28 protein-coding genes and 1 tRNA gene are annotated in these 26,407 nt (G+C 66.2%); 18 read left to right on the top strand and 11 right to left on the bottom strand.

Annotated features, from left to right (window positions below; translation table 11 throughout):
* Positions 1-223: 223 nt before the first annotated feature.
* Positions 224-499, bottom strand: coding sequence for a hypothetical protein (locus tag VF992_00235; protein ID HEX9339593.1), 276 nt, complete (start codon positions 497-499; stop codon positions 224-226).
* A 116-nt stretch (positions 500-615) separates the two neighbouring features.
* Positions 616-1,431 (bottom strand): helix-turn-helix domain-containing protein, encoded by an 816-nt coding sequence (locus VF992_00230; GenBank protein HEX9339592.1) that lies wholly within the window; start codon positions 1,429-1,431, stop codon positions 616-618.
* Positions 1,432-1,584: 153 nt separating this feature from the next.
* On the opposite strand from VF992_00230, the gene VF992_00225 reads away from it, so the two are divergent.
* From VF992_00225 to VF992_00215, 3 genes are all read left to right on the top strand, one after another.
* Positions 1,585-2,085 (top strand): carboxymuconolactone decarboxylase family protein, encoded by a 501-nt coding sequence (locus VF992_00225; protein HEX9339591.1) that lies wholly within the window; start codon positions 1,585-1,587, stop codon positions 2,083-2,085.
* 19 nt (positions 2,086-2,104) lie between these two features.
* Complete coding sequence (locus tag VF992_00220; protein HEX9339590.1) at positions 2,105-3,031, top strand: NAD-dependent epimerase/dehydratase family protein; 927 nt, start codon at positions 2,105-2,107, stop codon at positions 3,029-3,031.
* A gap of 164 nt (positions 3,032-3,195) precedes the next feature.
* A tRNA-Gln gene (locus tag VF992_00215) sits at positions 3,196-3,320 on the top strand.
* Between the two features lie 45 nt (positions 3,321-3,365).
* On the opposite strand, the gene VF992_00210 is transcribed toward VF992_00215, so the two are convergent.
* Positions 3,366-4,970, bottom strand: a complete 1,605-nt coding sequence (locus tag VF992_00210) for a glycerol-3-phosphate dehydrogenase/oxidase (GenBank protein HEX9339589.1) — start codon at positions 4,968-4,970, stop codon at positions 3,366-3,368.
* A 226-nt stretch (positions 4,971-5,196) separates the two neighbouring features.
* Here VF992_00210 and VF992_00205 point away from each other — a divergent pair, with 226 nt between their 5' ends.
* Positions 5,197-6,354 carry a formate--phosphoribosylaminoimidazolecarboxamide ligase family protein gene (locus VF992_00205; protein HEX9339588.1) on the top strand — a complete coding sequence of 386 codons (1,158 nt, stop codon included), beginning with the start codon at positions 5,197-5,199 and terminating at the stop codon, positions 6,352-6,354.
* 26 nt (positions 6,355-6,380) lie between these two features.
* Here the strand turns inward: VF992_00205 and VF992_00200 are convergent, their stop codons facing one another.
* Positions 6,381-6,809: an SRPBCC family protein gene (locus VF992_00200; protein HEX9339587.1), complete on the bottom strand. Its 429-nt coding sequence runs from the start codon at positions 6,807-6,809 to the stop codon at positions 6,381-6,383.
* 131 nt (positions 6,810-6,940) lie between these two features.
* Between VF992_00200 and VF992_00195 the strand changes: the two genes are divergently transcribed.
* Entirely contained in the window at positions 6,941-7,945 is a 1,005-nt protein-coding gene (locus VF992_00195; protein ID HEX9339586.1) for a sodium:calcium antiporter, read from the top strand.
* Here VF992_00195 and VF992_00190 read toward each other — a convergent pair whose 3' ends face one another.
* The 3 genes from VF992_00190 to VF992_00180 all read right to left on the bottom strand — a co-directional run bounded on the left by VF992_00190 (position 7,946) and on the right by VF992_00180 (position 10,321).
* Positions 7,946-8,680 carry an RDD family protein gene (locus VF992_00190; GenBank protein ID HEX9339585.1) on the bottom strand — a complete coding sequence of 245 codons (735 nt, stop codon included), beginning with the start codon at positions 8,678-8,680 and terminating at the stop codon, positions 7,946-7,948. It lies immediately after the preceding gene.
* A gap of 82 nt (positions 8,681-8,762) precedes the next feature.
* Positions 8,763-9,443: an RNA 2'-phosphotransferase gene (locus VF992_00185; protein HEX9339584.1), complete on the bottom strand. Its 681-nt coding sequence runs from the start codon at positions 9,441-9,443 to the stop codon at positions 8,763-8,765.
* 38 nt (positions 9,444-9,481) lie between these two features.
* Positions 9,482-10,321: a D-aminoacyl-tRNA deacylase gene (locus VF992_00180; protein HEX9339583.1), complete on the bottom strand. Its 840-nt coding sequence runs from the start codon at positions 10,319-10,321 to the stop codon at positions 9,482-9,484.
* A gap of 90 nt (positions 10,322-10,411) precedes the next feature.
* On the opposite strand from VF992_00180, the gene VF992_00175 reads away from it, so the two are divergent.
* The 4 genes from VF992_00175 to VF992_00160 all read left to right on the top strand — a co-directional run bounded on the left by VF992_00175 (position 10,412) and on the right by VF992_00160 (position 12,758).
* A complete protein-coding gene (locus tag VF992_00175) occupies positions 10,412-10,765 on the top strand; it encodes a hypothetical protein (protein ID HEX9339582.1) in 354 nt (117 codons plus the stop codon).
* A gap of 176 nt (positions 10,766-10,941) precedes the next feature.
* A complete protein-coding gene (locus tag VF992_00170) occupies positions 10,942-11,370 on the top strand; it encodes an Hsp20/alpha crystallin family protein (GenBank protein ID HEX9339581.1) in 429 nt (142 codons plus the stop codon).
* Between the two features lie 127 nt (positions 11,371-11,497).
* Positions 11,498-11,635: a hypothetical protein gene (locus VF992_00165; protein ID HEX9339580.1), complete on the top strand. Its 138-nt coding sequence runs from the start codon at positions 11,498-11,500 to the stop codon at positions 11,633-11,635.
* Between the two features lie 40 nt (positions 11,636-11,675).
* Entirely contained in the window at positions 11,676-12,758 is a 1,083-nt protein-coding gene (locus tag VF992_00160; GenBank protein HEX9339579.1) for a uracil-DNA glycosylase family protein, read from the top strand.
* Here the strand turns inward: VF992_00160 and polX are convergent.
* A complete protein-coding gene (gene polX, locus VF992_00155; protein ID HEX9339578.1) occupies positions 12,697-14,427 on the bottom strand; it encodes a DNA polymerase/3'-5' exonuclease PolX in 1,731 nt (576 codons plus the stop codon). The two genes, VF992_00160 and polX, sit on opposite strands and share 62 nt — an antisense overlap.
* 49 nt (positions 14,428-14,476) lie before the next feature.
* On the opposite strand from polX, the gene VF992_00150 reads away from it, so the two are divergent.
* From VF992_00150 to VF992_00125, 6 genes are all read left to right on the top strand, one after another.
* Positions 14,477-15,235: a DUF72 domain-containing protein gene (locus tag VF992_00150; protein ID HEX9339577.1), complete on the top strand. Its 759-nt coding sequence runs from the start codon at positions 14,477-14,479 to the stop codon at positions 15,233-15,235.
* A 54-nt stretch (positions 15,236-15,289) separates the two neighbouring features.
* Positions 15,290-16,789 (top strand): gas vesicle protein GvpD P-loop domain-containing protein, encoded by a 1,500-nt coding sequence (gene gvpD, locus VF992_00145; GenBank protein ID HEX9339576.1) that lies wholly within the window; start codon positions 15,290-15,292, stop codon positions 16,787-16,789.
* Positions 16,790-16,904: 115 nt separating this feature from the next.
* Positions 16,905-17,252, top strand: a complete 348-nt coding sequence (locus VF992_00140) for an ArsR family transcriptional regulator (GenBank protein ID HEX9339575.1) — start codon at positions 16,905-16,907, stop codon at positions 17,250-17,252.
* A 131-nt stretch (positions 17,253-17,383) separates the two neighbouring features.
* Positions 17,384-17,791: a winged helix-turn-helix domain-containing protein gene (locus VF992_00135; protein ID HEX9339574.1), complete on the top strand. Its 408-nt coding sequence runs from the start codon at positions 17,384-17,386 to the stop codon at positions 17,789-17,791.
* A gap of 160 nt (positions 17,792-17,951) precedes the next feature.
* Positions 17,952-18,092 (top strand): hypothetical protein, encoded by a 141-nt coding sequence (locus VF992_00130; GenBank protein HEX9339573.1) that lies wholly within the window; start codon positions 17,952-17,954, stop codon positions 18,090-18,092.
* A gap of 75 nt (positions 18,093-18,167) precedes the next feature.
* Positions 18,168-19,436 (top strand): cation:proton antiporter, encoded by a 1,269-nt coding sequence (locus tag VF992_00125; GenBank protein HEX9339572.1) that lies wholly within the window; start codon positions 18,168-18,170, stop codon positions 19,434-19,436.
* Here the strand turns inward: VF992_00125 and hpt are convergent.
* Genes hpt through VF992_00110 form a run of 3 tightly spaced genes read right to left on the bottom strand, consistent with a single transcriptional unit; the run spans position 19,433 to position 21,977 of the window.
* The gene (gene hpt / locus VF992_00120) at positions 19,433-19,996 is read right to left on the bottom strand and encodes a hypoxanthine/guanine phosphoribosyltransferase (GenBank protein HEX9339571.1); all 564 of its coding nucleotides are present in this window, start codon (positions 19,994-19,996) and stop codon (positions 19,433-19,435) included. The genes VF992_00125 and hpt overlap by 4 nt on opposite strands.
* A gap of 2 nt (positions 19,997-19,998) precedes the next feature.
* Positions 19,999-21,255, bottom strand: coding sequence for an amidohydrolase (locus VF992_00115; protein ID HEX9339570.1), 1,257 nt, complete (start codon positions 21,253-21,255; stop codon positions 19,999-20,001).
* The gene (locus VF992_00110; protein HEX9339569.1) at positions 21,252-21,977 is read right to left on the bottom strand and encodes an MTAP family purine nucleoside phosphorylase; all 726 of its coding nucleotides are present in this window, start codon (positions 21,975-21,977) and stop codon (positions 21,252-21,254) included. The genes VF992_00115 and VF992_00110 overlap by 4 nt, the downstream gene beginning before the upstream one ends.
* Before the next feature lie 136 nt (positions 21,978-22,113).
* Here VF992_00110 and VF992_00105 point away from each other — a divergent pair, with 136 nt between their 5' ends.
* From VF992_00105 to arcS, 3 genes are all read left to right on the top strand, one after another.
* Complete coding sequence (locus VF992_00105; GenBank protein ID HEX9339568.1) at positions 22,114-23,754, top strand: zinc-ribbon domain-containing protein; 1,641 nt, start codon at positions 22,114-22,116, stop codon at positions 23,752-23,754.
* A gap of 118 nt (positions 23,755-23,872) precedes the next feature.
* Complete coding sequence (locus VF992_00100) at positions 23,873-24,406, top strand: DUF835 domain-containing protein (protein HEX9339567.1); 534 nt, start codon at positions 23,873-23,875, stop codon at positions 24,404-24,406.
* Positions 24,407-24,509: 103 nt separating this feature from the next.
* Complete coding sequence (gene arcS / locus VF992_00095) at positions 24,510-26,291, top strand: archaeosine synthase subunit alpha (GenBank protein ID HEX9339566.1); 1,782 nt, start codon at positions 24,510-24,512, stop codon at positions 26,289-26,291.
* The last annotated feature ends 116 nt before the right edge of the window (positions 26,292-26,407 follow it).

The raw sequence follows: 26,407 nt of genomic DNA, 5'->3' as shown, positions 1-26,407 counted from the left end.
CGCGCGTGAGGGCCACGCGGTTTCGCCCGTCCACCAGTCGCGGTTGCACTTCCCGGCGGGCCATTTCAGCCCCTGGCTACGGCCTTTCCGCCTTAAGGAGAGTCCTCGTGCGGCCTGCCTTTTTGAAGGACCTATGACCCCCCTCTGCACCCCTCTGTTTCGGGTGCCCGTTTTTCAGGTTCTTCTCTGATCTTGTAGGGGAAAAACCAAACTTTCAGTCACGTCACCAGAATCCTCTTTGCCATGCAGGCAAACTACCCGGTTCCATGACGGATAGGACTGCCGCCACGGCCGCACCAGGGAGGAAAGCCGCCTTGACCCGGAGGGCTTTGCGGCGAGGGCGAACCGGCGCAACAACGCCGAGACCGGCAACCACGCCTTCAAGGCAATCCTGGGCGACCAGATCTACAGCAAGAGCGCCGAGGCGCAGCGCAGCGAAATCCTGTGCATGTGCATCGCCTGCAACCTCACGCGCCTGGTCTATCTCGAACTGGAGCAAGGCATCGAGGCGGATTTCGCCGGCGGCGTCGAGATTCTGCGTCGCGAGTCCTGGGTTTCACTGGAGGAACTTCATAATCGGTTCCGGAGCCGCGCAACGCCTAAGGAGGCGCCACGTCAGGTGGCTCCATGAGGTTTCTTTTTGGCCGTGGCGCGCGAAGATGTTTGGAGGAGCGGTTCCGCCTGCTCCCAGGCGAGCTCGTAGGCAGGTGCAAGAAGCCTAACGAAATCGCGCAGCGGATTCCAGATTGCCAACATCTCTTCCCGGGTCCTCCAAGGAGGAATGACAAGGGAAGTCTCGAAGTCTGCGTGGATGAGGCGAAAGGGGGTACGAAGCAAGCGAAGTTCAACCCCTGCTTTGACCAATTGCAACCACGGGTCCACGGCGGTGTCAATCGAGAGGTCAGGCGATACAATCATTCGAACGCGCCGTCCGTGGCGCGCGCACTTGGCGAGCGCGCGAAAGAATTCTGGTTCGTCAGAGGTCAGAGTGAATGGATACGTGACCGTCACCTGCTTACGGGCCGAGTCCAGCACTCCCATGAACCGCTGGGCAATGGCATCTTCGCCGCGGATGAACCAGACGGGAGAGGAAGCGACCATGCTTCGTCCGCTGTAAGCCAAATCGAGTTCGGTGGCGGCCTTCTCCTGGCTCCGCGTAGCCTCCATCCATTCAACCGTCAAACGCTCGCGCGGGGGCCGGGGAACGTAAACCACTGGCCGGCCCACCTCCGGGGTCGTCGTCCAGTCCTTCCGGTGCAACTCCTTGAGGACCGAATGGACTCGCGTCGGCGGAACGCCACTGGCTCGCGAAACGCTTGCCCCGTCTCCGCGGCCGAGAACCAGCAACGCGTGGTAGGCGCGGACCTCGTATTCGGTCATCCCAAGGCGGCGCAACGTCGCGAGAGTGTCCGGGGCAAGCGGTTCGGCCATACTGAACTAACCATGTTAGTTAACGGTTCCTTAAGTATGCACCGCAGGGTGCTCCCGCGGCTACTGAAAATGGCACGCATCTCACTCAATCCGCCCCCGACACTTTCGTTTAGGATTGCCAACTGGTTCATGCGACGGAAGTTTGGGACGGACTTGGACCCGTTTCGGGCGATGGGCCACAACATGAAGGTGGCAATGGCCTATGGCAAATTGGAGCAAAGCGTCGTCAAGTGGCGCAGCTTGGATGTGAAGCTGCAGAACTTGGCCGACTTCGCTACCGTCACCAAGATCGGCTGTCCGTGGTGCTTGGACTTCGGCTACTGGATCATGCACACGCAAGGCGTCGCCCGGGACAAGATCGAAGCGGTTCCAAAGTGGAGGACCAGCAAGCTCTTCAGTCCTCTTGAGCGGCTGGTCATGGAGTATGCCGAAGCGATGACCGAGACGCCACCCACGGTCAGCGACGAACTCGTCAACAAACTGCGGGAGCACCTGGATGAGGGCCAACTGGTCGAGCTTACGATGGTTGTGTGCGTGGAGAACGTGCGGTCTCGATTCAATTCAGCACTGGGGATTGCTGGCCAGGGATTCAAGGACCGGTGCGAAATTCCGCAACGTAGTGCCGGGCCATCGCGAGTCGGTAAGGTCGCATGAGCCAGCGGGCCGGCTCCTGATGCGCGTCTTCGTCGCTGGCGCCTCCGGTGCCATCGGACTGCCCCTGGTTCGCCAATTGGTCGCAGCGGGCCATGACGTCGTGGGCACGCATCACCATCCGGAGACGGCGGACCGGTTGCGCGCCCTCGGAGCCAAGCCAGTGCAGCTCGATCTTCGCGACGCGCCCGCGGTTCGTCGCGCCGTCGTCGACGCCAGGCTCGACGCCATCATCCACGAGGCGACGGCTTTGGGCAGCAGCCACAGCATGGGCCAGGCAAAGACCATGATCCGAGCCACGACCCAGTTGCGCACCCAAGGGCTGGACGCGCTGCTTGCCGCAGGCAAGGCGGTTGGCGTGAAGCGCTTCGTCGCCCAGAGCTTCGGCAACTTCCGTCACGCCCGCGGCGACGGCCGGCCAAAGTCGGAAGACGACGCCCTCAATCCGTCGCTGCCGAAAGACCAGCGAGAGAACTTCGAAGCCTTGCAGCGCCTCGAAGAAACTATCGCCAGAGCCGGCGGCGTCGCATTACGCTACGGTAGCTTTTATGGCGCCGCCAACGACGGGCTGGTAGCGCCGCTTCAGAAGGGCAAGATGCCCATAATCGGCGACGGCAGCAGCGTGTGGTCGTTCATCCATCTCGATGACGCTGCCGCCGCAACGGTGCTTGCCCTGGAGTGCGGCCGGCCCGGCGTCTACAACGTGGTCGACGACGACCCGGCGCCCATGCGGGAATGGCTGCCAGCTATGGCCAACGCTTTGGGCGTCAAGCGGCCCCGCCGGGTGCCATTGTGGCTGGCGAAGCTGTTCGGCGGCGGCTTGGTCACCATGATGTCCGAATCGACGGGCTTGACCAACGCCAAGGCCAAGCGCGAACTCGGCTGGCGCCTGAAATACCCGAGTTGGCGGCAAGGCTTTGCCAGGGTCTACGCCGACCTCCGGAGATAGCCATCACGCGCCTACAAAAGGGTATGGAGAGGACCGGTGAAGGTGGGTGGCCCAGTTCCACAACCGGAGTTCACTGTTCCACGGCTGGAGTTCAGAGGGGAGTCGTGGAACGCACCCCACCAAGTAGGAAAGGCAAAATACGTCCTACCCGTTGAATCGCGCGCAGCCCCGTGGTCTAGCGGCCAATCGTGACCGGCTCTCGGTCGCGGGCCAGTGATTCGAGGCTCTGGATCGGTCCTCCGGACCGAGGAGAGACCTCGCGACGGCAGTTCGAATCTGCCCGGGGCTATCTCTTATTCCGAGAGGATCGGCATCGCCTTCGATGAAGAGCGTCTCAGCGGCCATGGTCCTCGCGGAATGCGCGATGCGCCCGAACGAGCTCCGCGTACTCTGCAAGCTCCATCTCGACGGTGCGCGGATTCCACCGGAGGATCCGGCCCATTCGCGCGGCGACTTGCACCGCGACGCCGAACGCCTGATCCGGGGTCTCATAGAAGAGCCCGAGCCGGCGCACGAGGACGTCGGAAAGGCGGAGCGCCATCTCCTCACGGACCGCGAGGTCGACCTCCGCCCAGAGGCAGGGGCGTCCGTGGACGATTCGGCCGCGCGCCCCGGGCGATTCGAGATTCCGTTGGACCGCGGCGAGCGAGTATCTCATTTGGAGGTGCGACGCCGCGGCCTCGTCCAGTCCGAGGTCCGTGAAGTCCTCGAGCGGGGAGGCGCTCGGGCCGAGCGAACGGTCGCTCGTGGACCCCGTCGCACGCCGGCCCACGATGCGGCTCACGACCTCCTCGGCCATGGCCCGGTGCGTCGTGAGCTTTCCGCCGGCCACCGAGATGAGGCCGTCCTCGTCCTCGAAGAGTTCGTGCGCGCGAGAGACCTCGGACTCGGACACATCTTCCCCATGCTTGCGGAGCAGCGGACGGAGGCCCGCGTAGGCGCTCACGACGTCGTCGCGGGTGAGATGCGCGTCCGGGAACGCCTCGTTCACCGCGGAGAGCAGGTAGTCGACGTCCGCCGGATCGGCGACGACGTGGTCCGGATCGCCCGCGAAGTCCGTGTCCGTCGTGCCGACGAGCGTCAGATCTCCCCAAGGGAGGACGAACACCACCCGACCGTCCGTCCGCACCGTGAGCGCGATCGCGTGGTGGTGCCCGAGCCTCGCGCGAGGCACGAAGACGTGGACGCCCTTCGTCGGCCGGATCGTGGGGTGCGGCCTCGGGGTCCGGAGTCGGTCGAGCCAGACCCCGGTCGCGTTCACGACGACCCCCGCGCGGACCTCGAAGGAATCGCCGGCGAGGCCGTCTCGGACGCGCCCGCCGCACACGGTCTCCTCTTCGCGGATGACTTCGGAGACCTCGGCGTAGTTCGCGACGACCGCCCCCGCGGCCGCGGCGTCTTTGACGACCGCGAGGACGAGGCGGCTATCGTCCGTCCACGCATCGTAGTATATCCCTGCGCCCGCGATCGCAACTTCCGCGAGGCGCGGTTCTCGAGCCATCGCCTGCTCGAGCCGGAGCCACGTCCGCCCGGGCACCGCCTTTCCCTTCGAGAGGAGATCGTACACGAGGAGCCCGAACCGCAACGCCAAGGCGCCGGGAGGCCGATCCCGGTACACCGGGATGACGAACGGGAGCGGATGGACGAGGCACGGCGCCGTCGCCAGGAGACGATCGCGTTCCCGCACCCCCTGACGGACCAGCCCGATCCGGTAGTTCCTCAGATACCGCAGGCCGCCGTGGACGAGGCGCGATGTCTTCCCGCTGGTCCCGCTCGCGAAGTCCCCGCGTTCCGCCAGGGCCGTCCGGAGACCGCGGCACGCCGCCTCCCTCGCCACGCCGGCACCGACGATCCCGCCTCCCACGATCAGGACGTCGAACGTCTCCCGGCGCATCCGCTCGAGGTTCGCCGCGCGCGTGCTTGCGGAGAACTCGGTCACATCGATCTTGTCACCGCGGTTGCCAGGGGTCGTCGGCGAGGGTGGACTGGGCTCTCCAGGGGGACGACCGTGTCCACCGATCCCCGACCCCACCACTTGATCGCCCGCGATACGATGCGCGGCGAAGTGTCTCATCGGTAAAGACGTTTTCCGGGAGTCGGAGAATCGAAGTGCCAAAGCATTAAACAGGCGCGGGCCATGCGGCCGCACCGGCGGGGCGGGCGCGATGATCGAGCGGGAGGCGATCGTGCAGATCCTCGAGGGATATGATCCCTCGGCGATCCGCGTCGCGTCGATCGGATCGCATTCCGCCCTCGACGTCTGCGACGGCGCGATCGAGGAGGGGTTTCGGACCCTCGTGATTTGCGAGAAGGGCCGGGCGACCCCGTACGCGCGGTTCTTCCGATCCGTGCGAGACAAGGAGGGCCGGCCGAAGCGCGGCATGGTCGACGAGGCGATCGTCCTCGCGAAGTTCGACGAGGTCCTCTCGGACAAACTTCAGGAGCGCCTCCGCGGCACGAACTCCGTGTTCGTCCCCAACCGCTCCTTCACGTCGTACTGCGACCTCGATGCGATCGAGGAGGAGTTCCGCGTGCCCTTGTTCGGGAGCCGCAACCTCCTCCGGACCGAGGAACGCGAGTACGAGCGCAGCTACTATTGGATCCTGGAGCAAGCGAAGCTGCCCGCGCCGGAGAAGTTCGATTCGCCGAACGACATCGACGGGCTCGCGATCGTCAAGCTGCCGCACAAGGTGAAGAGGCTCGAGCGCGGCTTTTTCACCGCGGCGAGCTTCAAGGAGTATCGCGAGAAGTCCGAGGCGCTTCGGAAGGAGGGCGTGATCTCGAAGGCGGACCTGGCAAAGGCGCGGATCGAGCGGTACATCATCGGCCCGATCTTCAACTTCGATTTCTTCTACTCTCCGATCGAGGAGGATGCGGAGAAGCTCGAGCTACTCGGCGTCGACTGGAGGTTCGAGACATCCCTCGACGGCCATGTCCGGCTCCCGGCGGACCAGCAGCTCTCCCTCGAGAAGGCTCAGCGCATCCCGGAATACGTCGTCGTGGGGCACAACGCCGCGACGTTGCGCGAGTCGAGTCTCAAGGATGTCTTCGAGATCGCGGAGGCATACGTCAAGGCGACGCAGCGGTACTTCGCGCCCGGCATCATCGGCCCGTTCACCCTTCAGACGGCCGTCGACAAGGATCTGCGGTTCTGGGTCTACGACGTCTCGCCGCGCATCGGCGGCGGGACGAATATCCACATGGCGCTCGGCCATCCGTACGGCAACTCGCTGTGGCGGAGGCCGATGAGCACGGGGCGCCGGATCGCGATGGAGCTGCGGCGCGGCGTCGAGAGTGGACAGCTTGGCGCGCTGGTGACCTGAGGCGTAATCGTCCGATCGGTGGCGGCTTATCGCCGCTCGACTTGGCCCTTCAGCCGATCAAGCAAATCGTCGTCGGTCTCCGCCATCATCCGGTTCATCGCGCCGCTCATCAGGCGGAAGAGCCCTTTGCCCCGCATCTCGGCCTCGTACTGGATTTCCGTCCCGCCGCCTCTCGGCGTGAGGCGGAACTCCAGGTGGCCCTTCATCGGCTTGCTGTCCACCTCGAGTCCTAGCCGGGTCGGAGGCTCCAGCGCCGTCACGCGGACCATGGACTCGAGCGTCCGTTTCCCGGCGGCCCGAGTCTCCCGCCAACTCGTACCGATCACGAACGGCCCCGACGTGAGCGGGTCGATCTTCTGAATCGACGGCATCCATTGCTGGGCTCGGCCGAGGTCCGTCAGGACCGCGAACACGCGATCCGGGGTCGCATCGATCATGTTTGTTCGGGTGAACATGGGCGGCCCGGCGCGTGACTTCATAATAAAGTCGTGCCCCACTCGGATGCCCTTTGTCAACGCCCGCCGCCGGGAACGAAGCTTGATGCGTTGCGGAGGAGTCGCGAGTCCGTCCGAAGGGAATACGCGGGATGCTCGAGTGGGTGCCTTGGGCGGTCGCAATCGCGATCGGTTTTATCACGCTCAACCAAGGTGCGAAGTTCATCACGGACAACGCCACGCGGATCTCCGGGAAGATCGGGCGGAGCCGTTTCGTCGTCGGCGCCCTCCTCGTCTCCACGCTCTCGGCGGTCCCGGAGCTCCTCGTGAGCGGCATCGCGGCCGAGGAAGGGAGTCCGGAGATCGCGCTGGGCAACGCGCTCGCCTCGACCGTGGTCACGATCGCCTTCGTCATCGGCGCGAGCGCGCTCGTGCGGCCGATCAAGACTTCCCGCGAGATCGTCCTCCGGGACGCGGTGTTCCTCGCGATTGTCACGTTGGTCGCCGCGACGCTCTTGCTCGACGGGAACCTCACGCGATACGAAGGCCTCGCCCTCATGGCGCTCTTCGTCCCGTACGTGCTCAACCTGTCGGTCTCTCAGCGAACGGGCCCGCCGGAGGAGATCCAGGAGCGGGTCGACGACCTGAAGATCGGCCTCGAGTTCACCGGTTGGATTTTCGGCCGGAAAATCGAGATCCGGGCGGGCCTTGGGTGGCTCATCCTCGGGGTCCTCTGGTCCGTGATGGGGGCGCAGTTCCTCGTCCGCGGCGCGATCGGCGTCTCGGCCGTCGTCGGCCTGAATCCGTGGTTCATCGGGATCACGGTCGTCGCGCTCGGCACGTCGCTCCCGGACATCGCCGCCGCCTATCACGCGACCCGTCGCGGTTACACAGACCTCGTCCTCGGCGAGGGGATCGGGGCGAGCGTCGTCACGACGCTCCTGACGCTCGGCCTGATTGGGATCCTGCGGCCGTCGACCCACTCCGTCGACTTGCTCCTGCCCGTCGTCGGCGCGATGGTCGTGACGTCGTTCTTGCTGCTGGCGCTCATGCTCGGCGAATGGAAAATCACGTCGCGATCCGGCGCCGTCCTGACGTCGAGCTACTTTGCGATGGTCGCCTTCGACCTCGTGTGGCTCCGCGGCCGTCTGACGTGATCAGTACGTGGCGCCACACCGTACGCACGCGAGCTTGCCGTCGCCCCGCGCGACGAGCTGGCCGCCACACGCCGCGCAGAATTTCGTCTCCTTCACGAGCTTGCCTTGGTCGTCCCACGAGTGCTGCGGCCATGTGCTCTGTGGGGGGGCCTGTCCCGGCCACCCCGCGGCAGCCCCCGCGGAGGCGCCCGCGGGCTGCGGCGCCGGCGGCGGGGCGGACGGCGGTGGCGCCTGCGGATACGTGCCCTGTGGGGTCATCGGGTACGGCGGCGCGTGCTGCATCATCCGGAACTGCTCCTCCATGTAGGCGCCCTGGTCGACCCGGGTGACGGTCGTCCGTGCGAATCGGTCGAAGAGTCGCTGCCGTGGGTCGCCTCGGGTCGCCGCCCCGATGAAGAGGTCCGCCAGGAAGACGAGCCAGTAGACCTTCGAGAGGTTTCGGGCGATCGTGTGCATCAGGCTGAGATTGCCATCGAGCGCGACGACTCGGATCGAGAGCAGCCTCTTGCCGATCGTCCCGCCGATGAAGCCCTCGAGGAGCATCGAGTACACGAACCAAATGATTCCAAAGAAGAGCGGCGGAAGCCACCACACCCATCCGAAAACGGATAAGGGAATCCCCAAGAAGAGTCCGATCACGAACACGACGACCGCATCGATGAGGAAGGCGAAGAGACGACGGATCCAGTGATCCTGCAGCGCCGGGTTGCCGCTCAATCCAAAGGCGGAAGGCATGTCTCACCCATCCGAACTCGACGATATCCGACGGGCCTTCATAAAGATATTGGGCATTAATATTTCGCGTCGGGATTGAAAATCAGCCCGGCGAGTCGGCGGACGGTTGCGAAGGCAATTCTTCCTCGACCCGTGTAGAGCGCCGCAAGAATTCGCCCGGGACTTCTTTCGACGTATAGACGGTCTTCCCGGCTTTGTGAATCACGACGCCGTCGGCCCGCGCCGCCTTCGCGTCGATCTCGAGGATCACGGGCGTTTGGATGCGGACGCGACCCGCCTCCATCGCGGCCTCGAAGGTCGCGCTCAGATGGACCATCTTTCGGTCCGAGGGGCGCAGGCCCGCCTCGAGCAGGAGGTGGCTCTCTTCCTCGGTCGTCGGGTAGAACAGCACGTCCGGGATCCCTTCCGTCGGGAGGTCGAGGTCGAGGTCCATCGAGTGTCCGTACGTCGCGCGGATCTTTCCGTCCTCGAACTGGTACCGCCCCTTCGGGTCCGTCTCGATCAGGCCGACGACGTGGTGCTGTCGCACGAAGCGGAACCGGCGGTTCCGGATCTGGATCGCGGTCAGGAAGTCGCGGAGGTCCACCCATCCGTGCGCGTCCATCTCGAGTCCGTATCGTTGCGGGAAGTGCCGCAGGACGCCCGCCATCGTGCGGCCGAGGATTTCGACCTCTTCGTTGTTGAGCAGGAACTTGCCTTCGCTCCCGCAGTGGGGACAGAACTCGTCCCGGAAGTATCCATGAGAACCGCACTCCTTCAGCATGCGTCCCCTCCCGCGACGGTTTGGTATTCAGCGTCGGCTTATGAAGTTTCGTCCCCACGCTCCAGGGGAAGGTCCCCCTCCCGGACGACGCGGACCCCGAGGGACTCGAGCCGTTCCTCGAGGGAACGGACCGCTTCCTTGCCGATCGTCTTCCGGTGCAGATACGCGACCGTCGCTCCGTGGGTCCGCTCGATCGCTTGGTCCACGATCGCCGGTGGCGCGCGTTCGAGGGCGTACGCCGGGAGGAGATGGCCGAACGCGATCCGTCGCTCCAGCGCCAGGTCCGTGTGCCGCGGCACGTAGTGGCCGCCCCCCAGGCCGACCGCGATCGGCGCGTCGAGCGGCGTGAGGTCGAGCAGCACCTCCGCGATCGTCCGAGACGCGCTCCCGTCTCCCCATTCCCGGGCCGTGCTCCCCTGTTCGATATAGAACGTGGGCGACGTCAGGTACGGTCCGTGGTGGGTCGACTCGAAGGTGACGGCGTAGGTGAGGGGCGCCGCCGCGCGCTTCAACGCGCGGAGGGCTGCGGACATCCACCGGGGCGCCGAGGGGACGAGCGTCTCCGGCTGTCCTCCGAATTGGGCGGCCGTGGGATTCCCAATCGGGTGGACGGTCAGGCTCGGTCGCTCGCTCTCGGACTTGTGCTTCGACAGGTATACGACGAGATCGGCGGCGTCGCCGAAGGCGTCTTCGAGATCCCGATCGAGGTGATCCCGGTAGAGGTGCGGCTCGGCGATCGTGACGAGGAGGAGCTCGCGGAACCGCCACGCGGGCCGTCCTTCGAACGTCGATTCGGAGCTCCACGAGGCCGCCTTGAGCAAAGCCTCTTTCTGCCCCCGGCTCGCCTCGTCCGCCTCGGACGCCACGAGATATCGCATCGCGCGCGGGAACGGCCTCCGCCAACTTCTCTTTTCTCCCGTGCGCGCACAAACTTTAAGGGATGTGCCCCGGTACTCCGGCGGGAGGCCATGGTGACCGTCACGTTCCTCGCCTCCGTCCAGGAGTACCAGGAGGGGCGGATCCAGGAGGTCGCGGAAAGGCTGCGGGCGGATCATCCCGAGTGGACGGTCAAGGTGCTCCCGCCGGAGGCGTCCGGGCCGCTCCTAGCGAAGTACAAGCTCAAGTTCGGGCCCGCGATCCTCGTGGACGACCGGATCGAGTTCGTCGGGATCCCGAGGTACCGAATGCTCATCGAACGGGTCGCGATGGTGGCCGCGGGCCGGATTTCTCCAAGGACCGCCGCGCCACCGCCGTCCGCCGCGCCGCCGACCTCTTCATCGAAACCTGCGGTGCCGGCGAGTCCGCCGCCCGCGTCGGAGTGAAGCGCTGCGGCCCTCGGTGCGGGACCTTCGACGATCCGCAGCGGGCGTCGCGCATCCACTGGTCAAGCTTGTCTCTTCGAAAACTATATGGTATTAGGAACGCATTGTTTACACCGGGTTAGAGGAGCGGGACCGCGAACTCGTTGGCGGTCCGATGTAAGGAGCCGGATTGCGCCATGAGCATTGAGGACGAGTTGGAGGAGACCCGCCGGGCGATTCACCGCATGCTGAAAGACGCCTTCGAGGGGAAGCTCGGCGTATTCCGCGAGCCGTTCATCTACGGTTTCACGACGCGGACGCGGGAAGCGCGGCTCGAGGCTCCGCGGCCCGCGCTCGAGGGCGAAGAAATCCGGGCCCGCGACCCCCTCGTCGACGTCATCCTGACGGAATCGGCGATCTTCCTCACGGCGGAGATGCCCGGGGCCTCGCGCGACGAGGTGCGCGTCCGCCTTGACGACGGGATGCTCGTCCTCGAGAGCGAAGGCGACCGTCCGTACTTCACGAAGGTCGACCTCCCGGCGAATGTGGACCGCGACACCCTGAAGTACACGTTTACCAATGGCGTGCTCGATGTCGTGATCGCCCGGAAGCGCACGGTGGCGTGAGGGCGGTCCGGGCGTCCGGACCCGGGGTGAGGCGATTCCCACCGCGGACAAAATCAACCGCAAGCTCAAACGGCTGCGACGCATCGAGGCGGGATACCGTGCGGACATCCGCCGCGCGCACGACGCCTTGAAGTTCGAGACGGCGAACCGCACGAAGGCCGAGCAGCGCTACGAGCGGGTCCGCCGCAAGCTCGAGGCGAGGATCGAGAAGCTACAACCGAAGATCCGCGACCTGACGAATCTCCGGGCCGGAATGAGGTCCTGATCGCCGCGAAGGATAAGAGCGCCCGCGCCGTTTCGGAGGCATGACGGACACGGACCCGTCGGTCGTCCTCGAAGAGACCGCCCGAGCGATCCGGACGTGCACCCGCTGCCGACTCCACGAGGGCCGCATCCAGGCGGTGCCGGGCGACGGGCCCTTCGATGCGGATGTCGTGATCGTGGGCGAGGCGCCGGGCAAGGCGGAGGATGCGTCCGGCCGCCCGTTCGTCGGGGCCGCCGGAAAGGTCCTCGACAAGGCCTTGGGCGCAGTGGGGCTCCCGCGCGGGTCCGTCTTCATCACGAACGTCGTGAAGTGCCGCCCCCCCGCGAACCGCTCGCCCCGCGCGGACGAGATCGAGGCGTGCCGTCCGTATCTGATGACCCAGATCGCGGCGGTTCGGCCGAAAGCGGTCGTGACGCTCGGCTCGACGGCGATCCGAGGCGTCCTCGGCTCTGCGTTCCATGTGAAGGAAGCGCGGACGAAACCCCTCGCATTGGACGACGTGCCGGTCGTGCCCACGTACCATCCCGCCGCGGTCCGGTACAATCGGGGTCTCGAGCGAACGATTCGAGACGATCTGCGAAAGGCGGTGCGAGCCGTTCGTGCCGGGGCCACGCGGATTCGGAGTCGGCCGCCCCACGATGGGGTGCCGACGAAACCGCTCCGGTCGAGCGGGGCCGCCATCGTCGACATGAAAGGCCGGATCCTCCTCCTGCGCCGCGAAGACGAAGGGATGTGGGGCCTGCCGAAGGGGAGGGTGGAGCCGGGCGAAACCCTGGAGCAGACCGCCGTTCGGGAAGTGGAGGAAGAGACGGGACTGCGCGTACAGCTGGTCCGACCCGTCCGTGAAGTTTCCTACTCGTTCTACTGGCCTCCCGCCGGCGTCAACTACCACAAGACCGTCGCGTACTTCCTCGCGGAGCCGATCGGCAGTGCAGTGCGGCCCGAGCCGGGGTTCGAGGAGGCCCGATGGGCCACCCGCGAGGAGGCGCTGAGGCTCCTCCGATGGACGAACGACCGGGACGTGGTCTCGGAAGCGTTCGAGGCCCGGCGGCGCGCCCCGGCTAGGCGAGGAACTCGCGGACGCGTTCGAGCGTCCAAGCGTTCAGGACGTCGTCCGGCGTGAGCCACGCGCGTCGGGCGGTGCCGACGCCGAAGCGCATCCAATCGAGGTTCCCGCTCGCATGGCTGTCCGTGTCCACGGCGATCGTGCAGCCCGCATTCTTCGCGGCGCGCGCCTGGGTCGCGCTCAGGTCCATCCGCCTCGGATCCGCGTCGATCTCGACGGCGGTCCCCGCGCGGGCGCACGCCTTGAAAACGGCGTCGAGGTCCAGATCGATCGGTCCGCGCCAACCGATTTGGCGGGTCGTGGGGTGACCGAGCAGATCGACGTGCGGGTTCTGCGCCGCGGCGACGACCCGGGCCGTCTGTTCTTTCCGCGGGAGGGTGAACCGCGAATGGACGGACGCGATGACGTAGTCGAGTTCTTTCAGCACCTCGTCCGGGTAGTCCATCTCCCCCGAATCGAGGATGTCGCACTCCGTCCCGAGAAGCACGGTGAAGCCCTTGGCGGCTCGGTTCAGGGAGCGGACGCGATCCCGCCGCTTCAGCGCCTGCTCGGCCGTCATGCCTCGCGCCACGGTCGCCGAGACCGAATGGTCGGAGATGCCCACGAAGGCGTAGCCGCGTCGCCGGGCGGCCTCGACCATCGCCTCGAGCGGTTCCGTCCCGTCCGTGGCGTTCGTGTGGACGTGGAGGTCCCCTCGGATGTCCGACGGCTCGAGGAGCGTCGGGAGCCGGCCCGCCGCGGCGAGGTCGACCTCGCCCTGGTCCTCCCGCATCTCCGGAGGAATCCACGCGAGGCCGAGGGCGGCGTACACACTCTCCTCCGTGTCCCCCGCGACCCGCGCCTCATCCCGGAAGACGCCGTACTCGTTCAGCTTGAGGCCCCGACGTTCCGCCATCGTCCGCAGGCGGATGTTGTGGTCCTTCGAGCCGGTGAAGTACTGCAAGCCCGCGCCCCAGCTGCCCGGCTCCAGGATGCGCAGGTCGACCTGGATCGTGCGAGGCGACCCCTCATAGTCCGTGTACGCGAGGCGGACGACGACTTTCGTCTCGCCGGAGGCCAGGGTCTCGACCACGCCGGGCGTGCGCGTGAACGCCGCGCCCGCGGCGCCCCGGTCCTTGGCGACCGCCAGGACGTCGACGTCGCCCACCGTCTCGCGCATCCTCCGGAACGACCCGGCCGCCTCGATCCGCTCGACGGTCTTCGTGGCGTGCATGTGCGCCACGATCGATTCGACGACGTGCGCCGCGTCGACGAGGAACGCGCGGGCCTGCCCTTCCTTTGCGAGCTCGACCGCCTTCAGGAGGTTCTCCTCCGTCTTCTCCCCGAACCCCTTGACGCGTCGCAGCCGTTGCTCCTGCGCCGCGGTCCGCAGGCCGTCGAGGTCCGTGATCCCGAGCTGCTGCCAGAGGATCTTGACCTTCTTCGGGCCGAGCCCGCGGACCTTCAGGAGGTCGAGGACGCCGGGCGGGAACTTCGCCCGCAGCTCGTCGTGGTAGGCGATCCGCCCGGTCGTCACGTACTCGGCGATCTTCTCCGCGAGGGCGGGACCGATGCCGGGGATCCGGTCGACCTGGCCTCGACGAGCGAGGTCCTCGATGTCGTCCGCGACGGACTCGAGCTGCCGTGCGGCGCGCTGGTACGACAGGATGCGGAACGTCTCTTCACCAAGGATGTCGAGCATGTCCGCGATCTCGCTGAACCGCGCGGCGATCTCCTCGTTCTTCATGTCTCGGCGCGATGCCTCACGGCCGTCTTTATGGTTTCCCGCGCGCTTCGTGCGCCGCGTGATATGGACGGGGACGTGCGGCTTCGGGCGCCGCCGATCCGACGCACTGCGGGAGCTCGACGCGGTCGAGATTCAGGAGACGTTCTATCGGCCCGTCGCGGTGGAGCGCGCCGCGACGTGGCGCGCCTCGGCCCCACCCGGATTTCGATTCTGCGTGAAGGCCTCGCAGTTCATCACCCACGATGCCTCCTCGCCGACGTACCGGCGCGCGGGACGAGCGATCCCCCCAGAGGAGCGTCCGGCGTACGGCGGGTTCCGCGACACGCCAGCGGTGCGGGAAGGATGGGAGGCGACCCGGGCCGTGGCGGACGCCCTTCGGGCCAGCGTCGTCGTCTTCCAGACCCCGGCCTCGTTTGGCCCGTCGGAGGCGAACCGGACCGCCCTGTATCGGTTCTTCGAATCGATCCGGACGGACGCGACGAAGGCCATCGAGTTGCGCGGTCCGTGGGCGACCCACGTCGTCGAGCGGATCTGCGAGGACCTGGGGCTGGTCCACGCGGTGGACCCGTTCGACCACGAATCGGCGACGTACGGGCTGGCATACTTCCGGCTGCACGGGAGCCCGCCGGGGCCGTCGATGTACCGATACACGTACACGGACGAGGATCTGTCGCGGCTCCGATCGATCTGCACGGAGTACGACGATGCGTACGCGATGTTCAACAATCTCTCCATGCACGCGGATGCGCAGCGCTTCGTGCGGATCGCCCGCGACACCGCGTCTTCCGAGTCTTCCGGTCGCAAATGACAGCCAGGGGGAAACTTATGTATAGCCGGCCTCTCTGTTTCCGCCGACGCTCCCATGCCCGCCGCCGGTCGCATCCCGCGAGAGGTCGTCGCGTTCTTCGAATCTCCGGGCGGCCATTCGCTCATCGTGAAGGGCCCCGCCGGGACCGGCAAGACGACCTTTGCCTTGCAGCTCACGGAGGAGACCGGGGACGTCGCGTCGTCTCACTACCTGAGTTCCCGGGTCTCGGACGAATCCTTGTACAATCAGTTCACGTGGCTTCACGACCGCATCAGGCCCGCGGGCCTCCAGACGGGTGCGAAGGCTCCGCGGCAGACGAAGGTCGCGCGCGACGCGCTGAACCAGCTCGAAGGGAAGCTCGAGGAGGGCAAGGAAGGCGAGGAAGGAGATCTGGAGTCGGTAGGCTCGGGCGAGGTCAAGGGGAACTTCCTCGAGGTCACGCTCGGCTTCGACCTCCCGGAACTCGAGGCGGCGTACGACTTCGTCGACGCGCGTCTGCCGAAGCGGTCCCTCGTCCTGATCGACTCGATCGACGCGCTCGCCGAGCACTACGGCATCCCGGCTGCCCGTCTGATCACGGTGTTGCAGCGGGACCTCGTCGAAGGCAGCAAGCAGAACGTGCTCTACGTGCTCGAGAGCAGCGGGGAGACCCGCCTCGACTACCTGGGCGATGGCGTCGTGAGTCTCGTCTCGTCGGAATACGAGGGCCGCCGCCTCCGCGTCCTCACGATTGAAAAGCTGCGAGGCCAGCAGATCCAGCAGCATCGCTACCTGTACACCCTCAACGGCGGACGCCTCACGGCTTTCGAGATCCACGAGCAGGCCCGGCCCCAGAAGCCTCAGGTCTGGAAGCCGATCAAAGACCTGTCGAAAGACGCCGTGAGCTCGGGACTCGAGTCCCTCGACCGGCTTACGGGCGGCTTGATCCGCGGTCGGGCGGTCGCCTTCGAGATCTCCAACGCCGTGCCCCTGGACCACGTGGACTTCCTCCGGATGGCGATCATCTGCAATTTCGTCGCGCAGGGCCGAGGCGTCGCCCACGTCCCGCCGCGGAAAGGGACCGCGGAGTTCGCGCGGGAGCTGCTCGCCCCTCACCTCCCGTCGGAAGCGTTCGACGCGCACGTGCGGGTGTTCGAGGCGGCGACCCTGGGGTCCGCAGACGTCTCGCGGACGGTCCTCCACATGGAGGGGACGAACGTGGACTCCGATCTGAAGTGGTCGAACGTGGAGTTCCAGCTCCCGAAATCGGAACGGCCCTTCCTCGCCTTCATGGCCTTCGACACCCTCGAGTCCGTGTACTCCGACAAGGTGCTCGAGCAGATGTCCGGCGTCTTCGGGTCGATCCGCCGGGGGAAGGATGTGTTCGTCGGGTTCGTGACGCCGCAGAGCGCGTCGGCGGGGAAGCTGGAGAACCTCGCCCGGGTCGTCCTCCACATCGAGACGATCAACGGCTCCGTCGTCTTGTACGGCTCGAAACCCTACACCGGACTGTTCAGCCTGTCCTGGGACGTGTCGGCCGGGGTCCCGAAGGCGGATCTGCGTCCGATTGTGTGAGCGAATCGCAACCGTCGTGGGCCCACGCAGGCCGACGGCCTCCCGTGATCCGCGAGTATCAAATTCGAGAACCGGATAGATAGCTGAATTAATACGCATGGGTGAATGACGAGCAATGCGAGAAAAGGACGTCTCGCGCTTGCTCACGGACGAGTACGCAGAGCGCATTCTCGTCGCAACGCAAGCTATCTCGCGGTCCGTTCAAGAGATCAGCGACAAGTACGATATCCCGATCGCAGCCTGCTACCGCAAGATTCACGAGCTCGAACAGGCGGGCTTCCTGAATGTCGCGGAGATCGTCACGACCCCGAAGGGGAAGACGATGAAGCTGTACCGTTCTCTCCTGAAATCCGCCCAGCTCGTGTACCAGGACGGCATTTTCAAGGTCAAGTTCGAGTTCGACGGGGACCGAGACAACCTCGGCGGGAAGTGGATCGAGTTGAACGCGTCGCTCGACACGTGAGCGCGCGCGGGCGCGCGCGTTTCCGGTCCTTTGATAATCATCGGCACAAACGAGTATTTTGTCTGATAATCAATCGCAATAGCTTAAATATCCCAAAACGGCATCGACGGCGACAGAACGGGGTCGCTACCGTGGAGGAAAACGCCTTACCGACGGACAACGGCGTCGAATTTCAAGGGGCCTCGAAATTGCTGTCACCCCTCGAGGCATCCCAGCTTTTGACGGACGAATACAGCGCGAAAATCCTGCTCGCCACGTACAAGCGGAGGATCAGCGCCCAGGAAATCAGCCAGCGATACGGCATCCCGATCGCGGCGTGCTACCGCAAGATTCGGATCCTGGAAGAGGTCGGGCTGATCCAGTGCGTCGAGCGAATCCTCACGCAGAAGGGCAAGCGGAAGAACCTCTACACTTCCTGCCTTCGGAACGCATACATCTTCTTTGAGAACGGCAAGCTTCGCGCGCGGTTCCAGCTCGCGACCGGCCAAGTCAAGGATTTCGGCGGCGACTGGAACGGCCTCGACATGCTGAAGCAGTAGCCGGACCGTCTCGATTCGTCTCTTCCCATCCCTTCTTTTTCTTGCCGGATCGACGGCGAACGCAAGTGCGCGTGCGTGCGATCCGTTATCACCTATCGCATTGGAGAACCACGTCATTGCGTTTCATTACCTTTCGGCGGTGTCCGGAACGCCGGGAACCGTGAAAATTCAGTACCACAAAATTCTGTCCGAGGGTCGCAGCATCCGATACGACCCGGATCCGGATCGCGGCGTCCTCCATTTGAGCGTCATCGTGACCGAGGAAGAGGCCCGCCGCGCAAGGTCGAAGCGCTCGGCCTGAACCTGTCTTTGGTCGTCCGCTCCGGTGGTTCCCCCGGCTTAGCGATTTAATACGGTCCGCGCGTTTCGGTTCGCGATGGCGGGGACCGAGGCCATCTATGAGCAGTTGACGATCCTCCTGGTCGTTGCGACCCTGGGCCACTTCGCGATCAAACGACTTCACCAGCCGACGATGGTGGGCGAGATTGCCGTCGGAATTCTCTTGGGGCCGACCGTCGTGGGGAACGCGGCACTCGGTCCGTACCGGTTCGTGTTCGACCAGACCCTCGTCGTGACGTTCGCGGCCCTCGGTGCGATCTTCCTCCTGTTTTTGATCGGGCTCGAGAGCGACTTCCGCGCGATCTACACGAAGAGGAACTCGATCGTGGCGGCGGGTGGCGTCGTGCTCCCGTTCGTCTTCGGGGCCCTGACCGCGTACTTCATGGTCCCGACATCCGAGGTCGGGACGAACGCGTCGCAGTTCCTGATGGCGATCTTCGTGGGCGCCACGCTGACGGCCACCAGCGTCGCAATCGCGGCCGCCGTCCTCTTGGACCTCGGTCTGATGAGGGAGCCCGTGGCCAAGACGATCCTCGGCGCGGCCGTCGTCGACGACATCCTGGGCCTCGCGGTCCTCTCACTCGTGGTTGGCGCCAGCCGCGGGCAGGTGGATCCGCTGTCGATCGGGGTCCTGGTCGGCACGGCCGTCCTCTTCCTCGGGGTCGGGTTGGCCGTGGGGCTCTACCTCTTCTCGCGGATCGTCGTCCGGGTCCAGGCGGAGGCGACGAAACTCGGCCTCAGGCACGGCGGTTTCATCGCCGCGGTCGCGGTGACGTTCCTCTACGCGTTCGTCGCGGAGCTGATCGGTCTTTCCGCCGTCGTGGGCGCGTTCTTGGCGGGGGCCATGTTTGCGAACACGCCGCTACGAGAGGACTTCACGGAAGGCGCAGGATACCTCGGCGCCATCTTCACCCCGATTTTCTTCATCTCCCTCGGCCTCCAGGTGGACCTGCCCGCCGCGGTCCGCGACCCCTCGCTCTTCCTGTTTGGCTTGGTCCTCGCGGTCGTGGCGATCCTGACGAAAGTGGTCGGATGCGGGTTCGCGGCGCGGCTCTCGAAGATGTCACGGCCCGAGTCCCTCGCGGTCGGGTGGGGGATGACGCCTCGCGGGGAGGTCGGCCTGATCGTCGCGCTCGCCGCGTTGACGGCCTCCGTGATCAGCCAAGCCCTCTTCTCGGTGATCGTGGTCGTCATGGTCCTCGTGTCCGTCGTGCCCGCCCCGGTGTTCAAGCGGGCCCTGGCCGCCGTCGACCGGGAGCGCCAGCGGGCGAAGTCCGCGGAGGCGCCATCCTCCGATCCGCCCTAGGCGCGCTCGACGAGCTTCCCTTGGACGACCTCGACCGGGAGGAGCGTCTTGATCCGCACGCCGATTTCTTCCTCCATGCGGCCCTTCTCGCGGGTCTTCTCGAACACAATCAGGATGTCGACGACTTCCGCGCCGATCGTCCGGATGGCTTTCACGATCGAGAGCAGTGTGCCGCCGGTCGAGACGACGTCGTCGACGAAGACGACGCGATCCGCCTTGCGGATGTTGTTGATGAACATGTCCGTCCTCGAGTAACCGGTCGTCTGCTTGAGGGAGACCTCCCCGGGCAGTCCGTACCGCCGCTTGCGGATGAACACGTACGGCTTCCGGACCCGCATGGACAGGCCGGCCGCGAGGGGGAAGCCCATCGACTCCGCCGTGACGATCTTGTCGCAGCGCGACCAATCTCCGATTCGCGCGAGCTCCGCCAGGACCTCGTCGAGGACCTCCGGCCGTCCCAGGGGGATGCCGTCCGTGATCGGATGGACGAAATACTCGTACTCGCCGAACTTCACGACGGGGCATTCAGCGAGGCTTGCCCGCAGTCGCTCCAGGGCCATCGTCACGGCCTCGACACGAGGTCTCGCGCGACCGCCGCCGCCTTCTCGAGGATCTCCGCCTCGCCCTTGACCCGGCGACCGCGCATCAGCACCTGTCCGTCGCAGATCGTCGTGTCGACGATGTTCCCATGGGCCGAATAGACCCAGTTGCTGAAGTCGTCGTGTCGGGGGGTTACCTCGGCCCGCCTCGGGTCGACGAGGATGAGGTCCGCGAGCCGTCCCACGCCGATGATCCCGGCGTCGATCCCGAGCGCCCGCGCGCCGCTGAGTGTCGCGAGTTCGAACGCCTCGAGCGCAGGCAAGACCTTCGGGTCTCCGTGGGCGTGCTTCTGCAGGAGCGCGGCGACTTTCATCGTCTCGAACATGTCCAGGTTGTTGTTGCTCGCTGCGCCGTCCGTGCCGAGGCCCATGACGACGCCCGTCTCTTTCATCGCGACGTAGGGCATCGCCTGGCCGGTCGCGAGCTTCATGTTCGACACGGGGCAGTGGGCGACCCTGGTGCCGGTGTGCGCGAGGATCTCGATCTCGCCCGCGTCGAGCCAGCATCCGTGGGCCGCGATGACGTCCTTCGCGAGGAAGCCGATCGAGTCGAGGTACTTGGCGGGTCGCATCCCGGTCTCCGCCAGGCAGTCGTCGACCTCGCGCTTCGTCTCCGACAGGTGGAGGTGGATCAGGGAGCCGGTCTTGTCCGCGAGCTCTCGAATGCCAAGGAGCGAATCTTTCGAGACCGTGTAGATGGCGTGGGGTCCGAGGACCCCACTGATGCGGTCGGTCCGAAGGGACTCGATCTTGCGGTTCGCCTCGTCGGCGGCCCGGATCTGCTTCGCCGCCCGCTCCGGGTCGTTGAGGTCCACGATTCCTTCCGCGAGGAACGCGCGGAGACCCATCTCCTTCACCGCCTTCCCCGCCTGGTCGACGTGGAAGTACATGTCGTTGAACGTCGTCGTGCCGGTCTTGATCATCTCGAGGCAGGCGAGTTTCGTGCCCCAGTAGACGTCGTCGGGCGTGAGGTGCGCCTCCGCGGGCCAGATCTTCGTCTCGAGCCACGTCCCGAGGTCCATGTCGTCCCCGAAGCCGCGGAACAGCGTCATGGCGGCGTGCGTGTGCAGGTTCACGAGGCCGGGGAGGGCGATCCGTCCCTTCCCGTCCAGGACCGTGTCCGCCTCGCGCTTCTTTCCGATCTCGGCGATTCGGTTGCCCTCGATGTAGATCTGGGTGACCTCGCCCTCGAGCTGGACGTCCTTGATCAGAAGGCTCATCCGAGGTGCCCCAGGGCGTTGACGACGATCGACTTCGTCAGGTCCGCGTTCGCCCGCTGCGTCTCCCGGATCCGCTCGAACGTCAGCGGCTCGTCCACGATCCCGTTGGCGAAGTTGTCGACCGTGCACAGGGCGGCGTAGGGAATCCCGAGTTCGCTCGCGAGCGTGGCCTCGGAGGCGATCGTCATCCCGACGACATCGCCGATGGACTTGAAGTGGGCGATCTCGGCGCGCGTCTCGAGGCGCGGCCCCGTCGTCTGCACGTACACGCCCCGCGCACGGACCGTCGCCTTGGCGTCCCTCGCGCCCGCCACGAGCGCATTCCGCAGGCCCTCGTCGAGGGACGGCATCGCGTGCACGACCCGCTCGTCGTAATACGTCGGGATGTCCCAATAGGAGACGAAGTCGTCGGGCACGACGAACGTCCCCGGGCGGATCGTCTCCTTCAGGGAGCCGGTCGAGGAGGTCGCGAGGATCCGCGTGACGCCGAGTTCCTTGAACGCCCAGAGGTTCGCGCGGTGGTTCAGCTTGTGCGGCGGGATTCGATGATCATGGCCGTGGCGAGGCAGGAACGCGACGGTCAGCGCACCGTGCTTGCCGATGCGCGGCGGATCGCTGGGCGCGCCGTGCGGCGTGACGAGGAACTTCGCCTGCTCCTCCTCGAGCGCGAACGCATCCCCCAACGCCGACCCACCGATGATCCCCACGCGAGAAGGCGCCATTGATGGCGGACGAAAAGCCCTCGGCCGATAAAGCTTCTGGGCCGTCGGTGGAACGGTGGGCAACCGCCCGGGGAGGGCCCGGCGCCGGGCCGGAAGGTTCTTCCTCTCATCCGGCCCTCGTATCGAGGAGGACCGCTTGACGCTCCGCGCCTCGTCCGCCCGCGTGGCCGTCGCCTCGCTCGCACTGACGTTTGGGATCCTCTCCGCGTTCGCGCTCATCGCATCGGCGGCTGCCTCTTTCACGTGGACGAGTCAATCCGACTTCCTGTCCGGCCGACTGACGGACCTCGACGCGTCGACGTCGCCCGGCGATCTGCTCCTCGCGCGGACCGTGACCGACTGGGCCCGGTCCCCGGCGAATCCCGTGTTCGGCCCCGGGACGGGATGGGAGGCGGACTGGGTCGATTCCCCGACGGTCCTCTACGAAGGCGGCCTTTACAAGATGTGGTATCAGGGGTGCGTCGGGGTCCAGTGCGCCATCGGATACGCAACCAGCTCAGACGGCGTCGCGTGGACCCGCTACCCATCGAACCCCGTGTATACGGGCAACCCCTTCGGGTGGGACCAAAACCTCGGCAACCCGGTCGTGATTCACGACGGGGCCCTCTACAAGATGTGGTATGCGGGGGACGGGCCGGTCGCGATCCAGATCGGGTACGCGACCTCGCCGGACGGGATCAGTTGGACGCGGTACGGGAGTGCGCCGGTGCTCAGCGGCCTTGCGCCGTGGGATAGCGCCACCACGAGCACGCCCGTCGTAGTCCGAGAAGGCTCCACGTACACCATGTACTTCTCGGGCCACTCCGGGGACTACACGTACCGGATGGGGCGCGCCACTTCTCCGGACGGAATCAACTGGACGGAAGACCCCGCGAATCCGCTGATGTCCCCCGACGTCTCGTGGGAGGAGTCGCGCGTTCATCCCACCGGCATCGTCGTCGGATCCTCCGGCTACGAGCTGTACTACACGGGCGGTTTCCCGCTCCCGCAGATTGGCCATGCCACGTCGACCGACGGTCGGACCTGGACGAGAGACGCGGCGAACCCGGTCTTGCGGGTCGGCGCCTCGGGAGCATGGGACGGCGCCGGGGTCGCCGTCGCGAAGACCGTCACGGTCGGGAGCGAGACGCGGATGTACTTTGGCGGTACCAGCGGGGGCTGGAGCTGGCGGATCGGGGTCGCGACCTTCAGGCCCGGCGGCGCGATTACGTACGCGGCCACGGGCGTCTTCGCGTCCGCCGTCGTCGATTCCGGCACGGCGACGACGTCGTGGGATACCGTCGACTGGTCTGGGACCGTTTCAGCCGAAACCGGAATCGGGGTGAGCGTGTGGGTCGGCAACACCTCCATGCCCGATTTCTCCTGGTCCAGTCCATCCCCGCCCGTCCTCTTCCCGGGTCCCGCGGGGCTGCACCTCCCGCGCGCGCGGTTCGCGCAGGTCGTCGCCGCGCCCGTGACGTTGAACGCGTCGATAACGCCACGGCTCGATCGGATCACCCTGACGTACCGCGAGCCGAGTCCACCGCCGTCCGAACTCTCGCTCATTTTCTCCGGAGGTCTCTCGCTCGTATTGCTCATCCTCGTGCCCGTGATCCTCGCCATGGTAGCGATTACGGCGCTGTTGATCCGGCAGTCATCCGGGCCAGCACCGCCGCGGCCGCAGGCCCCCGCGATCCCGACGTGTGTCTATTGCGGCGCCATGAATCCTCTGGACCATCGGTTCTGCATGAACTGCGGGCGCGAGTTGCCGCTCGTCGGCCCAATGACGTGGCACTAGGAGAGCATGCGGCGCACTCCTCATGCGCGATGATCCTTGGTGCGGATTGAATCTCACCCCCGATACGCGATACCATACGTATAAAGACGGACCTCCGGATGGCAAGCCGGTTCCGAAAATGCAGCGGCTTCTGTGGCCGCTCCTGCTCGCGTTCGAGGAGGACGAACTTCTCAGAGACCTGCTCTTCGGCAAGAAGAAGGACCTCGAGGAAGGGCGCGCCTACCTCGTCAAGGAGCGCAAGCCGGAGAAAGGCCTCGCCTACTTCCACCGGGCGATCGACGCCGGGTGGCGTCCGATGTACATCACGCGGCAGCATCCGAACCACGTCGTCCGCCGGCGCGGAGAGCGCGAGATCCGCGTGGTCTGGCTGTCGACGACCCTCGGCAAGGACTACATCGACCCGCACAACCTGAACAGCCTCAGCAACCTCGTCGGGAGCTTCGTGAACGACGGTCCGAGGGCGGTCGTCCTCCTGGACGGGATCGAGTATCTCATGATCAACAACGATTTCGCGCGGATCTTGCACTTCCTCGAGTACGTCAACGAACAGATTGCACTGCACCGGGCGGCGCTCATCCTGAGCGTCGACGACCGCGCGTTCGAGGCGAAGGAACTCGCGTTGATCGAGCGCAACACGTCGGCCCTCGAGTGAGCTCACGCGCCTGGGCCCACCGGAACCGAAATTCGTCTGCGCCTTCCGACCGCCCCGAGTGGGCCGCGGTTTTATGCCGGGCCGCTCACATCCACTGGGATCGATGCTGGAAATCCTCCACCGAGGCGGCCTCGGGCGAAACGCAACATGGTTGCGAGGCGGCCGGTCGACGCCCCTCCCGACGGTCCTCTTCGTGGACCTCCCCGCCCGAAGGGCGCCCGAGTACGCCGAGGTCCTGTTCGTGCGGGAACGCACGGCGGACTCGCGGCCGCAGATCCGGGTCAGCGGAAGCGTCTTCGCCCCCCGTCCCGCCGACCATCCGGACGATCTCCCGCCCACGCGAGGCGTGCCGGCCTCGCTGCCGGACCTCGACATGCCCCCGGCCGCTCCCACCGGTGACCTCGCGATCGTCGCCGGCGGGTCCGACCTCGAGGCCGCGAAAGCCGCAGACGGCGTGTTCCTCGCGAACGGGCCCGAGTTCGAGCGGTCGCCGCGCGACTTCGTCGAGGCGGTGCGGCGCGTGCGGGAGGAGCTCGGCCCTGGGAAGGTCCTCGCGGTCGCGGGCCTTGCGACGCCGTCGAACCTCGCGGTCCTCGTCTACGCTGGAATCGATGTCGTCGATTCGAGCCGGATGGGGCTTGACAGCGCGCGGGGTTTCTTTCACACCGCTGACGGCGCGCTCCCCCTGGCGGAAGCGGACCGACAGGCGTGCGGCTGCCCCGCATGTACAGCGGGGGAGGACCTCGCGGCGCACAACGAACGCGCGCTGTTCCGTGAGATGCTCCTCGTTCGGAATCACATCGCCCACGGGCGCCTCCGGGAGCTCGTCGAGCGTCGCCTCGCGAACGCGCCGTGGAACACCGCCGTTCTTCGGCATCTCGACCTGCGCGGGTACGATCTCGTGGAGCCGTACACGCCCGTCGCCGGGGGGGAGCTCCTCGCGTACTCGCGGGAGTCGCTCACGCGGCCCGAGGTCGTTCGATTCCGGCGTCGGGTGCGGGACCGGTATGCGAGGCCGCCGTCCGCGCGGATCCTCCTCTTGCTGCCGTGCTCCGCCCGCAAGCCGTACTCCCTGAGTCGGAGCCACCGCCGGTTCCGTGACGCAATCTTGGCTTCGAAGAATCCCTCCGTCGTGCACGAGGTCATCGTCACCTCGCCGCTCGGCCTAATCCCGCGGGAGCTCGAGCGCTTCTATCCCGCCCGCTCGTACGACATTCCCGTCACCGGCGACTGGAGCCGGGACGAGGCCGCGGTCCTGGCCGAAGACCTCCGGGCCTACGTCGAAGCGAATCACTACGATGCGGTGGTCGCGCACCTGGGCGCGGAGATGCCGATCGTCCAAGAGGCGCTTCCCGATGCAATCCGATCCTCGAAGGAACGCCCGGCATCGGACGAATCCCTCGCCTCGCTCACGGCCGCGCTGAACGGGGCGACGGCTGGGCATGAGCGCGTGGCGAGAGGAAGCCGCTTCGCAGAAGAGATGGCGCGCATCGCACGCTTCCAGTTCGGCGATCCTGGCGTTGCCCTCGTCGACGGAGCGACGTTCCGCGGTCGCTTCCCGAACGTCCGAATCGCGCAAGGCGGTCGGCAGGTCGCGATGCACACGGGCCGTGGGATGCTGTCGCTCACGCTCGAAGGCGGTGCGATCCTGTCGAACCGGGACGCGTACTGGGTCGAGATCGAAGACTTCCTCCCGAAGGGGAACGTCTTCGCGGTCGGGGTCGTCGACGCCGCGAAGGAGGTTCGGCCGGGCGATGAGGTCGTCGTGCGTAACGCCGGAGCGGTCCGCGCGGTCGGCACGGCGCGGCTCACCGCTCGCGAGATGGTCGACCTACGAAGGGGAGAGGCCGTCCATGTGCGTCATGTCCTCGAGGTTCCGCCTTGACGACCGGACCACCGGTCTTCGAGACCGCGCAGGCGTTCCTCCCGAGGCCGACCCCGAAGCGGCGACGCTCGACTGGATGACGATAGACGGTTCGAATCCGGCCTCGACACCAGGAA

It is taken from the genome of Thermoplasmata archaeon (assembly GCA_036395115.1).
In the GTDB taxonomy this organism is placed as follows: domain Archaea; phylum Thermoplasmatota; class Thermoplasmata; order RBG-16-68-12; family RBG-16-68-12; genus RBG-16-68-12.
Note: the sequence above shows the minus strand (reverse complement) of the source record. Positions and strands in the feature narration are given on the sequence as shown.

Excerpts from the sequence above, each read along its gene's own strand:
- hpt (HEX9339571.1), bottom strand. The coding sequence starts at position 19,996 with ATGGCCCTGGAGCGACTGCGGGCAAGCCTCGCTGAATGCCCCGTCGTG.
- VF992_00125 (HEX9339572.1), top strand. The coding sequence starts at position 18,168 with ATGGCGGGGACCGAGGCCATCTATGAGCAGTTGACGATCCTCCTGGTC.
- VF992_00100 (HEX9339567.1), top strand. The coding sequence starts at position 23,873 with ATGCAGCGGCTTCTGTGGCCGCTCCTGCTCGCGTTCGAGGAGGACGAA.
- VF992_00190 (HEX9339585.1), bottom strand. The coding sequence starts at position 8,680 with ATGCCTTCCGCCTTTGGATTGAGCGGCAACCCGGCGCTGCAGGATCAC.
- VF992_00180 (HEX9339583.1), bottom strand. The coding sequence starts at position 10,321 with ATGCGATATCTCGTGGCGTCCGAGGCGGACGAGGCGAGCCGGGGGCAG.
- VF992_00205 (HEX9339588.1), top strand. The coding sequence starts at position 5,197 with ATGATCGAGCGGGAGGCGATCGTGCAGATCCTCGAGGGATATGATCCC.
- VF992_00195 (HEX9339586.1), top strand. The coding sequence starts at position 6,941 with ATGCTCGAGTGGGTGCCTTGGGCGGTCGCAATCGCGATCGGTTTTATC.
- VF992_00220 (HEX9339590.1), top strand. The coding sequence starts at position 2,105 with ATGCGCGTCTTCGTCGCTGGCGCCTCCGGTGCCATCGGACTGCCCCTG.
- VF992_00230 (HEX9339592.1), bottom strand. The coding sequence starts at position 1,431 with ATGGCCGAACCGCTTGCCCCGGACACTCTCGCGACGTTGCGCCGCCTT.
- gvpD (HEX9339576.1), top strand. The coding sequence starts at position 15,290 with ATGCCCGCCGCCGGTCGCATCCCGCGAGAGGTCGTCGCGTTCTTCGAA.
- VF992_00110 (HEX9339569.1), bottom strand. The coding sequence starts at position 21,977 with ATGGCGCCTTCTCGCGTGGGGATCATCGGTGGGTCGGCGTTGGGGGAT.
- VF992_00140 (HEX9339575.1), top strand. The coding sequence starts at position 16,905 with ATGCGAGAAAAGGACGTCTCGCGCTTGCTCACGGACGAGTACGCAGAG.
- VF992_00175 (HEX9339582.1), top strand. The coding sequence starts at position 10,412 with ATGGTGACCGTCACGTTCCTCGCCTCCGTCCAGGAGTACCAGGAGGGG.
- arcS (HEX9339566.1), top strand. The coding sequence starts at position 24,510 with ATGCTGGAAATCCTCCACCGAGGCGGCCTCGGGCGAAACGCAACATGG.
- VF992_00160 (HEX9339579.1), top strand. The coding sequence starts at position 11,676 with ATGACGGACACGGACCCGTCGGTCGTCCTCGAAGAGACCGCCCGAGCG.
- VF992_00170 (HEX9339581.1), top strand. The coding sequence starts at position 10,942 with ATGAGCATTGAGGACGAGTTGGAGGAGACCCGCCGGGCGATTCACCGC.
- polX (HEX9339578.1), bottom strand. The coding sequence starts at position 14,427 with ATGAAGAACGAGGAGATCGCCGCGCGGTTCAGCGAGATCGCGGACATG.
- VF992_00200 (HEX9339587.1), bottom strand. The coding sequence starts at position 6,809 with ATGTTCACCCGAACAAACATGATCGATGCGACCCCGGATCGCGTGTTC.
- VF992_00185 (HEX9339584.1), bottom strand. The coding sequence starts at position 9,443 with ATGCTGAAGGAGTGCGGTTCTCATGGATACTTCCGGGACGAGTTCTGT.
- VF992_00115 (HEX9339570.1), bottom strand. The coding sequence starts at position 21,255 with ATGAGCCTTCTGATCAAGGACGTCCAGCTCGAGGGCGAGGTCACCCAG.